Source organism: Limnohabitans sp. Hippo3, assembly GCF_003063665.1.
Taxonomy (GTDB): Bacteria; Pseudomonadota; Gammaproteobacteria; order Burkholderiales; family Burkholderiaceae_C; genus Limnohabitans_A.
On sequence record NZ_NESF01000003.1, the window covers coordinates 175298 to 186865 of the forward strand.

Annotated in this window: 10 protein-coding genes; 1 reads left to right on the forward strand and 9 read right to left on the reverse strand. The window is 64.9% G+C overall.

Annotated features, from left to right (window positions below; all coding sequences use genetic code 11):
• Positions 1 to 172 precede the first annotated feature (172 nt).
• Together hemE and B9Z34_RS06650 are read right to left on the reverse strand one after the other, a co-directional pair.
• Entirely contained in the window at positions 173 to 1285 is a 1113-nt protein-coding gene (hemE, locus tag B9Z34_RS06645; RefSeq protein WP_108427369.1) for a uroporphyrinogen decarboxylase, read from the reverse strand.
• 194 nt (positions 1286 to 1479) lie between these two features.
• Positions 1480 to 3822 (reverse strand): protein-disulfide reductase DsbD family protein, encoded by a 2343-nt coding sequence (locus tag B9Z34_RS06650; protein ID WP_369907612.1) that lies wholly within the window; start codon positions 3820 to 3822, stop codon positions 1480 to 1482.
• Between the two features lie 83 nt (positions 3823 to 3905).
• Here B9Z34_RS06650 and B9Z34_RS06655 point away from each other — a divergent pair, with 83 nt between their 5' ends.
• A complete protein-coding gene (locus tag B9Z34_RS06655) occupies positions 3906 to 4745 on the forward strand; it encodes a creatininase family protein (protein ID WP_108427371.1) in 840 nt (279 codons plus the stop codon).
• 13 nt (positions 4746 to 4758) lie between these two features.
• Here B9Z34_RS06655 and B9Z34_RS06660 read toward each other — a convergent pair whose 3' ends face one another.
• The 7 genes from B9Z34_RS06660 to B9Z34_RS06690 all read right to left on the reverse strand — a co-directional run bounded on the left by B9Z34_RS06660 (position 4759) and on the right by B9Z34_RS06690 (position 11513).
• On the reverse strand, positions 4759 to 5922 hold the full coding sequence (locus B9Z34_RS06660) for a hypothetical protein (protein ID WP_108427322.1): 1164 nt from the start codon (positions 5920 to 5922) through the stop codon (positions 4759 to 4761).
• A gap of 84 nt (positions 5923 to 6006) precedes the next feature.
• Positions 6007 to 6681, reverse strand: coding sequence for a histidine phosphatase family protein (locus tag B9Z34_RS06665; protein WP_108427323.1), 675 nt, complete (start codon positions 6679 to 6681; stop codon positions 6007 to 6009).
• 87 nt (positions 6682 to 6768) lie between these two features.
• A complete protein-coding gene (locus tag B9Z34_RS06670) occupies positions 6769 to 7737 on the reverse strand; it encodes a threonine dehydratase (RefSeq protein WP_108427324.1) in 969 nt (322 codons plus the stop codon).
• A 34-nt stretch (positions 7738 to 7771) separates the two neighbouring features.
• Entirely contained in the window at positions 7772 to 8707 is a 936-nt protein-coding gene (locus B9Z34_RS06675) for a PhzF family phenazine biosynthesis protein (RefSeq protein ID WP_108427325.1), read from the reverse strand.
• A 20-nt stretch (positions 8708 to 8727) separates the two neighbouring features.
• Entirely contained in the window at positions 8728 to 9912 is a 1185-nt protein-coding gene (locus B9Z34_RS06680) for a PLP-dependent aminotransferase family protein (protein WP_108427326.1), read from the reverse strand.
• Positions 9909 to 10847: a DMT family transporter gene (locus B9Z34_RS06685; RefSeq protein WP_108427327.1), complete on the reverse strand. Its 939-nt coding sequence runs from the start codon at positions 10845 to 10847 to the stop codon at positions 9909 to 9911. The genes B9Z34_RS06680 and B9Z34_RS06685 overlap by 4 nt, the downstream gene beginning before the upstream one ends.
• A gap of 48 nt (positions 10848 to 10895) precedes the next feature.
• A complete protein-coding gene (locus tag B9Z34_RS06690; protein ID WP_108427328.1) occupies positions 10896 to 11513 on the reverse strand; it encodes a LysE family translocator in 618 nt (205 codons plus the stop codon).
• Between the last annotated feature and the right edge of the window lie 55 nt (positions 11514 to 11568).

Below are 11568 nucleotides of genomic sequence, written 5' to 3' on the forward strand. Positions count from 1 at the left end.
CTTGCGAAGTGGGTGATATACCCGATTTGCTGCTGCGCAGCAAACAAGAGGTCTTGACGCCAAGGTTTACTTTTGTGCATAAGTCAAGCGTCTGAAGCCATTTATTTTGCAAAAAAAGGGCTTGAATCGCTGTTTTTTTATGCTAAAGGCTCAACCTTGGCGCGTCCCCTGCTCAGTTTTGGCGCAATGTTCGCGAATGGCTGTGCACCGCCTCGACCAGCGCCGTCACATGCTCGGGTGGGGTGTACTGGCTGATGCCGTGGCCCAGGTTGAAGATGTGGGTGGGGCCGGTTTGGGTGGGGTCGGTGTGCGGCTTGCCAAAGCTGTCGAGCACCCGGTGCACCTCGGTCGCGATCTGCGCGGGCGGTGCAAACAGGATGTTCGGGTCGATGTTGCCTTGCAGCGCCTTGCCGGGGCCGCCGACTTGGCCGCCCACGAGCGCCCGTGCCCGGCCCAGGTTCATGGTCCAGTCCAGGCCCAGCACGTCGCAGTTGAGCCCCGCCATCTCGGGCAGCCACAGGCCGCCGCCCTTGGTGAACACGATGCTGGGGATGCGCTGGCCGTTGTGCTCGGTTTTGAGCTGGCTCAGCACCCGGGCGGTGTAGGCCAGGCTGAACTGCTGGAAAGCCCCATCGGCCAGCACGCCGCCCCAGCTGTCAAAGACCATGACGGCCTGGGCGCCCGCTTCGATTTGCGTGTTCAGGTACAGGGCCACGGCGTCGGCGTTGATTTCCAGAATGCGGTGCATCAAATCGGGGCGGCTGTACATCAGGGTTTTGACGTGGCGGTAGTCGTCCGAGCCTGCGCCCTCGACCATGTAGCACGCCAGTGTCCAGGGGCTGCCGGAAAAGCCGATCAAGGGCACGCGGCCGTTCAGCGCTTTGCGGATGCTGGTCACCGCGTCGAACACGTAGCGCAGCTTGTTCATGTCGGGCACGGCGAGTTCTGCCACGGCGGCTTCGCCCCGCACATTCTTGGCAAAGCGTGGGCCTTCGCCCTGGGCAAAAGACAAGCCCAAGCCCATGGCATCGGGCACGGTGAGGATGTCGCTGAACAGGATGGCGGCGTCCAGCGGGTAGCGCTCGAGTGGTTGCAGGGTGACTTCGGTGGCGTAGTCGACGTTGGTGGCCAGGCCCATGAAGCTGCCGGCCTTGGCGCGGGTGGCGCAGTACTCGGGCAGGTAGCGTCCAGCTTGGCGCATGAGCCAGACGGGAGTGTGGTCAGTGGCCTGGCGCAGGCAGGCGCGCAGGAAGGTGTCGTTTTGGAGGGGGGCGAGAGAGCTCATGCCCTTATTGTGGCAGGCCCAAGCGGGGCTCATTCGCGAGCACGGGCGAGCGCCCACATGAGGGGACAAGCCGCCTGGTTTGGTGTGTGGGCTGTTTTTTGGTGGGAGGCCGCCCCCGCGGCCGAATGCTGGCACGGCCACGGCAGACATTCACGATCAGAGGCAAGCGCCCAAATGACGCTAGTCAGGTCAGCTCAATGGGCAGCAAGCCCTTGCAAGGCGGTTTGGATTTCCGCCACGCTGGGCAGCTCGGACAAGAGCACGGGCGCACGGCCGGGGGCGTACAGCGCATAGACCGGCACGCCGCTGCGGCTCAGTGCGGTGAGTGCCTGCGTGATGGCCGGGTCGCGGCGCGTCCAGTCGGCGCGCATCAACACCACCTGCCTGGCCGCAAAGTCGGCCAACACGCGTTCATCGGCCAGCGTGGTTTTCTTGTTGTACTGGCAGGTCACGCACCAAGCGGCGGTGAAGTCCACAAACACCGGGCGGCCAGCGGCCAGTTGGGTCTGCATGTCTGCGGAGGACCAGGCCTGCCAGGTGGCTGCGCCAGGTGCTGCATTGGCGCTGTTGCCCGATGTGGCTGGGCTTGTTGCTGCAGGCGCTTCGCGCAAAGCCAAAGGCAGCCAGCTGCTGCCCAGCCACAGCAAGGTGGCCAGGGACAGACCGCTGATGACCCAGCGGGTGCGGCCTGCAAGGCCGAGCGCCCAGACCAAGCTGGCCACCGTCAGAAGCAAGGCCAGCAAACCACTGGCACCGTCAACGCCGGTTTGTTGCCCCAGCACCCACAGCAACCAGATAACGGTGGCGAACATCGGGAACGCCATGGCCTGACGGAAAGTCGCCATCCAGGGCCCGGGGCGCGGCAGGGCGCGGGCGATGCCCGGCCACCAGCTGGCTGCCAGATACGGCAGGGCCATGCCCACCCCCATGGCGGCAAACACGCTCAGCGCTTGCCAAACGGGCAACGCGATCGCCAGGCCCAACGACGCGCCCATGAAGGGCGCGGTGCAGGGCGACGCCACGGCCACGGCCAGCACGCCCGACAAACCAGCGTTCACCGTCGGGTGGCGGCTTTGCAATGAGGCCAGGCTGCTGGGCAGCATCTGCCCAAATTCAAAAACACCCGCCAGGTTCAGGCCCAGCAGGGTGAACAAGAGCGCCAAACCGGCCACCACAGGCGGCGACTGCAGCTGAAAGCCCCAGCCCAGTTGCTCGCCCGCAGCCCGCAGGGCGAGCATCAGGCCGCCCAGCAGCACAAAGGAAATGACCACACCCGCCGTGTAGGCCATGCCGGCAGCGCGGTGTGGGGTCTGCGAGGTGTGGCCTTGAGCAAAACCCAGCACCTTGATGGCCAGCACCGGAAACACGCAGGGCATGAGGTTGAGCAGCAAGCCGCCCACCAGTGCGCCCAGGATGGCCAGCGTCAGGCCCAAGGCGGTGGTGGCGGCCGCTGGCTTTTGTGTGGCGCGGGCGTTCTCGGCCAGTGCTTTGGCCAAAGCGGGCGATATCTCGGCGGGCGCAGCTGTTGTCAGCGCGGGCCAGGTGCCTTGCACGGGGGTGTCGATGTCAAAAGCAGGCGCTTGGGGCGCCGACTCTGGCCCCGCCGCGATCACCCAGCGCATCGACGTGGGGCTGTCGCCGCGCTCTGGCGACACCGGAATTTGCGCACGCCAGACCGCGCCTTGCCAGCTTTGCGTCCAGTCTTTGCCTTGTACGGCCGCGTTGTGCACCACGCTGGCCGTGACGGGGAAGGCGCTGAGCGTCTGGCCACGCCAGCTGGCAGGCAGGCCGTGCACGCGCAAGCTCAGTTGCTGGCCGTCTTCCGACAGCTGGGTTTGTCCCCCGGTGATCCAGCTGCCGCCTTGCTGCAGTTGAGGCAGGGCCTGGGGGCTGAGTTTTTGGCTGGCTTCAAACAAAGCCGCGTGCGCCTTTTGTGGCGCGGCAGAGGCCAGGTTCAGAGCGAAGCGCCCTTCTTGCGGGATGCATTCCTGGCGGCACACCAGCCACTCGGCTTGCAATTGGATCGGCAAACCACCCGTGGCCGGGAACTGGAATCCGGCTGCCATCGTGACCGGTACGGCCAGCAGGAGGCGGCCCTCGTAACCGTAGTTGGCCAAGGTGCCAATCGGGATTTTTTTGGGCAGGGGCCAGGCGATATCACCCGCCTGCAAACCTGCGGGCAGCTGCCATTGCAGCCGGGTGGGCAAGCCCGAGTCGCCCGGGTTTTGCCAATAGGTGTGCCAATGCGGCTGGTGCTCGATCTGCAGGCCCAGCCAAAATGTTTGTCCCGCCTGAATGCCTTGGGGGGCGTGCGCCAGCAATTCGGCCCGCACCTGCTCTGTGCTGACCACAGGGCTGGCGCTGGCCAACAAAGCGGCGGTGCCAGGCGTGCTGACAGCGGCCTTGGATGAAAAAAGGGCGCCCGTCTGCGCCAGGCTGGGCACGCAGGCCGTCATGAGGGCGAGCCAGACCAGCCAGGCGAGCTGGCGCCCAAGCGAGGCCAAACCACGGTCAAACACGGAAACTTTCACACCCATCCTTCTTTTTTGCGCCAAACCCTGGGGGCTTGGTCTTATGCGAGAGGCACTGTACACGCCCCGGCTCCATTAAGATGCCTGCCATGCAAAACCCTTCGCGTTTTTGGGCCGACTGGACCTCCACCGATTTTCAGGCCTTGGCAACGGGCCGTGCCATGGATCGCGTGATCGCCGTACTGCCCGTGGCTGCCACCGAGCAACATGGCCCGCACCTGCCGCTCTCGGTGGACACCGATCTGGTCAATGGCGTGGTGGCCGCTTGTTTGCCCCATTTGCCGACCGACTTGCCCGCTCTGTTCTTGCCCACCCAAACGGTGGGCCTGAGCCCCGAGCATGCCCGTTTTGCCGGCACCTTGACGCTCAAGGCCGAGACCGTGATCCGCTTGTGGACCGACATAGGCGAGTCGGTCGCGGCCAGCGGCGTGAAGAAACTGGTCTTGCTCAATGCGCACGGCGGGCAAATCAGCGTGATGGACATTGTGGCGCGGGACCTGCGGGCCCGGCTGGGCATGCTGGTCTACAGCGTGAGCTGGTTCAATCTGCCGCTGCGCGACGCACAGGGCGCTGATGTTAATGCGCTGTTCCCCCCCGAAGAGCACCGGTTTGGCGTGCACGCGGGGGACACCGAAACCTCGATGATGCTGGCGCTGCGGCCCGGTGCGGTGCGCATGGACCAGGCGCAGAACTTCCGCTCGACCTCGCAAGACCGCGCCGAGCGCTTTGAGATCCTGGGCAACGGCAAGAGCGCCAAGCTGGGCTGGCAGATGCAGGACTACAACCGCCAGGGCGCGGCGGGCAACGCGGCTGCGGCCACGGCGGAAAAAGGCCAGGCCTTGCTGGACGCCTCCGGGCGGGCGCTGGCGCAGCTGCTCGGTGAGATCGACCGGCTGCCGCCGGACACCTTGCGCGATCAGGTCGGCTGATCGGCGCTGCTTGTCACAGCCGGGGCAGCACCAGTTCGCAGTGGTCGCGGCTCACGCTGCGCGGGTACTCGCGGGTCGTGTCGATGCAGCCGCCTTCGGCGTAAACGCCTTTGGGGTCGCGCATGCGCAGCATGCGCTCCAGAACCTGCGAGCGGGCTTCAGGGTTGGCTTGGGTTTGCGCAACCAAGGCCTCGACCACCGTCTCGTCCATGTGCAAGTCCCCTTGGGCGTCGGCGTACACGCCATCTTTCCAGTGGAAGATTTCGATGGCTTTGGACTCCAGGGTGTAAGGCGTGTCGCGCTTCCAGAAGTTGCTGAACAAGCCGCCGCCCATGTAAAGAACCCAGGAGCCTTCGTAGCCGGTGACGTCTGAAGAGCGTTCGTCGGGGTTGCGAAACCATAAACGGTCACCCGGCACATAAAAGCGGGCTGGCAATGGGGCCTCCATGCTGCCGTACTCGATCAGGTAGACATCATGGAACTGACCCGATCGCACCGCGTGGACTTCATTGAGGCGTTGCAATTGGGCCAGCAGTTCGGGGTTGCCGGTTTGGAGCTCTTGCGCGATGCCCAGCAAGATCACGTATTCGGTCGCCCGGTAGCAAGAAAAATCGTAGAGCTTGCCCGTGGCATCGGGTTGGGTGGCCGCGATCAGGGCGTCGACCAAGCAGCGACCGGGTTGCAGGATGAAACCCGCGTCGTCCCCACCGTCTTGCCAAAATGCCTGAGGCCGCTCGGCCGCATCGGTTTTGAAAGCCAAGGCGGTTTTACGGGCGTCCAAAGCCATGTTGCGCCGCACCCGGATGTGCGAGGTGAGTGAGGCCAGGCTGGCGAATTGAAAACGGTGCGGGGAGCCCAGCAGGGCCACCCATATTTCACGCTCCAGCGCCCAGGCTTCGTCGGTTTGGGGGGTATGGCCCAATTTTTCTTGCAAGGCCAAAGTGTCGTGGCCGGGCATGCACTGCGCTCTGAAGTCGGGGCGCAGATTGCAAATCAGTGCGACGCGGTCGTCGTTCAGGGGCAAGACCAAGGTCTGAACAGCGCAAGCCAGTGCCCATTCGTCCAGCAAATGAACCAACTCGCGTGTCAGCCGGTCAGCGTCCTCGGCTTGGGTTGTGGTGAGTTGGATGCCACCCTCTTGCGATTGGAGGGTCAACCAAGCGGTTGAACTGTTCATGTCCCGATTTTGCCTGCTAAGCGAAGGGTTATTGCTTAGGGAATCTACCGGTGAGCCGCATCTTGTGCTTGGTTGATTTTTGCTTCAGGCGAAGGTGATCCAGCTTTGGTGCTCGTCGCTGTCCAGATGCGGCAAGGTGTTGTAAGTCAGCAGCATGTGGCGCTTGGGGTTGAACACGAATTCGGTCAGCGCCGTGTTGCGGATGCGCAGGTTCAGCTCGATGGTGGTCTCGGGCGGGGTGCCCAGCACGCGGCCTACGGCGGTCGAGATGGGGCCGCCGCTCGAGACAATCATCACGTCTCCGGTGTGTGATTGCCGCACATGGTTGAGCGCTGCCTCAATGCCGCCCACAAAGTCGGCATAGCTGGGCATGCCCTGCGGCTGGGTGCGTCCGGCCATCCAGGCCTGCAGGGCGTCGCGCAGCAGCCTGAAGTGGTGGCGGTACAGCTCGGGCGTGTCGGGTTTGGCCAGTGGTTCGGGGTGGATGGACTCGATGAGGGCGTGGCTGTCGTATTCGTTCAGGCCGGGCCACACCGATGGCGCGTGCGTCAAGCCCGCGCCTTCGGCAATGCCTTCCCAGGTTTGACGGTGGCGCTTCAGGCTGCCCATGAGCACCGCTTCGAGCGGTTTGTCCTGCAGCTTGGGGCGCAAATACTCGCCCAGGCGCACCGCCTGCTGGCGGCCTAAAGCGCTGAGTTGATCGTAGTCGTCGGCCCCGAACGAGGCTTGTCCGTGGCGGACCAGATAAAGAGTTCCCATGACTGGGGATTCTGTCCGGGGAGGTCTGCAGGCTTTGTCCCAAGAGCGACGGCCACCGTTTGGCGTCGTTGTCGGATGTCTGCCGGCTCAGAAGTGTTTTTTCAACACGTCGCAAAAAAGGGCGGTGTCCACATTCCCGCCGCACAGGGTGGTGCCGACCTGCAGGCCTTTCAGCTGGTCTCTGTCTGCCCACGCGGCGGCAAAGCTGGCGGCACCCGCGCCTTCGGCCAGGTTGTGGGTGTCGGTGTACAGGTCGCGCATGGCCTGCGCGACCTGGTCGTCGTTGACTTGCAACACGCGGTCCAATCCCGCTTGCAGGATGGCCAGCGCTTGCGGGTCGGCGCGGCGCACGGCCATGCCATCGGCCAGCAAGGTGCTGACCGGGGCTTCCACCACGCAACCCGCCGCCATCGAGTCGGCGTAGGTGGTGGCGTGGGCACTCACGACACCCACCACCTTGACGGCGTGCCCCAAGGCCTGTTTGGCCGCCAAGGCGGCGCAGGCGCCGGAGCCCAGCCCAATCGGCACATACAGCACGTCCAGTGCCGGTACTGCGCGCAAAAACTCGACCCATGCGGTTGCAACGCCCAGCACCAGTGCCGGGTGGTAGCTGGGCACCATGTGGGCCCCGCTTTGTGCGGCGAGCGCTTGGGCGTGTTCGCGGGCGTCCTGGAAGTCGTCACCGTGCTCCACCAAACGCGCGCCCAAGGCTTGCATGGCGGCGTTTTTCTCGCTGGAGTTTCCGCGCGGGACCACGATGGTGCACGCGACACTGTGCCGCGCTGCGGCGTAGGCAATGCTTTGGCCGTGGTTGCCCCGGGTGGCGCTGATGACCTCTGAGGGCAAACGCTGGGTGCTGCGCAAATGCTCGAAATACGTCAAGCCGCCCCGGACCTTGAACGCGCCCACGGGTGTGTGGTTTTCGTGCTTGACCCAGCAGTCGGTGCCCAGCCGTTGACTGAGCGTGGCCCAGCGGTATTGCGGCGTCGGGCTAAAGGCCGCGTACACGGTTTGGGCGGCGGCTTCGATCTGTGAAAGCGTGGGCAGGTCGGTCATGGTCTTTCCGGGGTCAAGCGCAGTCAAGTCCAAATCAAAGTGTGACGAGGCCTTGAATGCAGCCCACCACATGGCCACCCACCCAGACTTGGCTGCTGTCGTCTTGCGACAAAAACACCTGACCGGCACGGCCCAGCGCTGTGCCTTGGCGGGCGCTGTATTGCGCGGGCATGTGGCCCTCGGCCATCAACCATTGGGCCAGCGATGCGTTCAAGCTGCCGGTGACCGGGTCTTCGGCGATGCCCACCGGGGCGGCAAAGGCCCGCACTTCCAGATCGGTGGGGTCATTGGCGATGCGGGTGGACGGCGCAAAGGCGCGGGCCTCGCGGTTGGCGCGGCGGATCAGGCCGTTGGCTGGGTGGTTGGCGTTGGCTTCCCGCTTGGCCGCTACACCGACCTTGGTGTTCAGGCGCTTGAGCGCCGCGTGGTCAGGCTCTAGGGCGAGCAGGCTGTCCACCGAGTCGATCAACAGGCCCAGCCAGTGCGGGCCGTTGTTCAGGTCCTGCGCGGTCAGCACCTTGTCGGCGTGCAGGCCCAAAGCCGCCAGCACCTCGGCGAGTAAGGCTGGCGCAGGCGTCTGGCGCTGCAAGGGCGGCGCGGCAAAGGCCCAGTGGCCATCGACCGATTTCAAGCTCACCAGACCGACACCACATTCCTGCACCAGTTGGCCGCTTTGCCGCGGCTGGCCGCCTGCGCTCAGCCATGCGTGGGCCGTGCCCAGCGTCGGGTGACCCGCAAACGGCAGCTCAGCGCCGGGCGTGAAGATGCGCACCCGGTAGTCGGCACCGCCTGCAGCCCCTTCGGGCGTGGGCGGCAGTACAAAAGTGGTTTCGCTCAGCTGCGTCCAGCGGGCAAAGGCCTGCATCTGCGCATCGCTCAGGCCCTCGCCGTCCAGCACCACGGCGAGCGGGTTGCCCAGAAAGGCCGTGTCAGTGAAGACGTCGACTTGTTGGAAGGCGCGGGTTTTCATGGCAAGGTCCTGCGTGATGGTCAGAGCGATTCGCGGATGGCGGCCGCCAGCGCGGCCATGCCCGTGTTGATCTGGTCGACGGTGGCGGTCACAAACGACAGGCGCAGCGTGCTTTCGTTGGCGTCCTGCGCATAAAAGGCAAAGCCCGGCACAAAGGCCACGCCTTTGGCCACGGCTTTTTCCAGCAGGGGCACGGCTTTGAGACCCTGGGGCAGTTGCACCCACAGGAACATGCCGCCCACCGGGCGGTTCCACGTCAGCCCCAGCCCGGCCATTTCGCGGTCGAGCGCGGCGAGCATGGCTTCGCATTGCTGTTTGTAAAGCGCACGGATGGTGGGCACATGGCGCTCGATGAAGCCGTCCTTGAGCACTTCGGCCACCACCCGCTGGTTGAAGCTCGGCGTGTGCAGGTCGGCCGCTTGCTTGGCTTGCAGCAGCTTGGGGTAGAGCGTTTTGGGGGCGACCAAATAACCCAAGCGCAGGCCGGGGGCCAGGATTTTGGAGAAAGAGCCGAGGTACACGCTGCCCTCGGGGTGGCGTGAGCTCAGCGAGGGCGCGGGCGGCGCGTCAAACCACAGGTCGCCGTAGGGGTTGTCTTCGATGATCGGCAAGCCTGTCTCGAAGGCCACTTGGGCCACGGCGGCGCGGCGCGCTTCGGTCATGGTGCGGCCTGTGGGGTTCTGGAAGTTGGGCAGCAGGTAAACAAAACGGGCCTTGTCGGTGCCGGTGCCGACTTTGGCCCGCAGGTCGTCGGCATCCACGCCATGGTCATCGCTGTTCACGCCCACGGCCACCGGCTCCATGGGGGTGAAAGCCTGCAGTGCACCCAGGTAGGTGGGGGTCTCGACCAAAATGCGGCTGCCTGCGTCGATCAGGATTTTGGCCACCAGGTCCAGTCCTTGCTGGCTGCCAGTGGTGATCAGCACCTGGTCGGGGCTGACGTGCATGCCTTGCTTGAGCAGGTCTTGCGCCACCCATTCGCGCAGCGGCGCATAGCCTTCGCTGGCGGCGTATTGCAAGGCGGCTTTGCCGTCATCTTTGAGCACGCGCTCACTGGCTTCCCGCATGGCGTCGATCGGGAAGGTCTGGGGCGAGGGCAGGCCGCCCGCAAAGCTGATGATGCCGGGCTTCTCGGTCACTTTCAGGATCTCGCGGATCACCGAGGGGTTCATTTTGTCGGCGCGTTGGGCCAGCTTCCAGTTCATGTTGTTTCCTTCAGAGGTTGTTGGGGAGGCCGGGGACCGGCCGTGCGCCGCCCCATGAAGACCGTGAGCACCACCAGCAGGGCAAAGCCCAGCGTCATCGCATCCAGGGATTCTCCCAGCAATGGCACGGAGGTCAGGATGGTGATGAACGGTTGCAGCAGTTGCAGCTGGCTCACGCGCAGGGGGCCACCCAGCGACAGGCCGCGAAACCAGGCAAAAAAGCCCGCCCACATGGAGAACACGCCGACATACATCAGGCCCCACCACGAAACGGGCACTACCGCATGTTCGGGCCAGGTCAGCCAGGCCCCGGGCAGGGTGATGGGCAAGGCCATGACACAGACCCAGCTGATGACTTTTTCAGCGCCCAGGCTGGCCGTGACTTGGGCTCCGGCCACATAGCCCAGTGAGGCAGCCACCACCGCGCCCAGCAACAAGGTGTCCGCCCAAGTCAGGCCAAAGCCGTGCCCCATCTGTGCGGCGCGAAGCAGGCTGTAGACCGCGACCAGGGCGCTGCCCAAAGCGGCAAACACCCAAAACCCCAGGCGGGCGCGTTGGTGCATGAGCCAGGCGGCGGCTGCCGCCGTGGCCAGCGGCAACAAGGCGGTGATGACGGCTGCATGGCTGGCCGTGACGTGGCGCAGCGCCCAGCCCAGCAAAAGCGGGTAGCCGATCACGTTGCCCGCCAGCGACAAGTACAAGGGGCCGCGTTGCGCAGCCGAGGGCCAAGGCGCACGCACGGCCAAGAGGTAGATGGCCGACAGCACCCCCGCCAGCGCGGCCCGTGCCCAGGTCACAAACCAGGGTGACAACTGGGGCGCGTCTGCCGTTCCGGTGGCCAGGCGCGTCATGGGCAGGGTCAATGCAAAGATGATCACGCCCAGCAACCCGAGCCAAAGCCCCAGGTTCTCGCGGTGTTGGGGGGCGTCGTTCATGCGGTGATCGGGCGCGAGCGTGCTGCTGTGCGGTTGCTGCGTTTGCTGTCAACCTGCGCTTTGGCGCAAGCCGTTTAAAATCCACAAGGCCGTGGCCACCAGCGCCACCGACATGCAGCGGTTGAACATCAGCAAGCGGCGGCCGTGCGCCAGCCAGTGCCGCAGCATCGAGCCCGCCATCGCGTAGGTCAGGTTGCTGAAAAAACCATAGGCCACCATGATGGGCAGCAGCACCAGCGTGCGGGCCGTGGCGTCTTCGCGCCCGGCCACCCAACCCGCCACGATGGCCAAGGCCAGCATCCAGGCCTTGATGTTGAGAAACTGCAGGCCCACGCCTTGCACAAAGCCCACTTGCAGTTTGGCGCTGTCGGCCTGCTGCAAACTGCCGCTTTGCCACAAGCGCGAGGCCAGCCACAGCAAATAACCCGTGCCCAGCGTCACGATGCCCCAGCGCAAAGGCGGAAAAGCCACCACCAAACCGCCCAAACCCGTGGCACACAGCACGAACAGAATGCCCCAGCCCACCGGTACCGCGCAGACAAAGCGCATGGCACGGCGCAGGCCGTGGTTGGCGGCCATGGCGGTCGACAAGGTGGTGTTGGGTCCGGGGGTGAAACTGCTCACGGTGGCGAGCACCAGCAGGGCGCTGAGTTCTGAAGGGGTCATGGCTTTGAATGTAGAGCCAAAAGGCAACAAGTCAGGTCGCCATTTGGACTCCCAA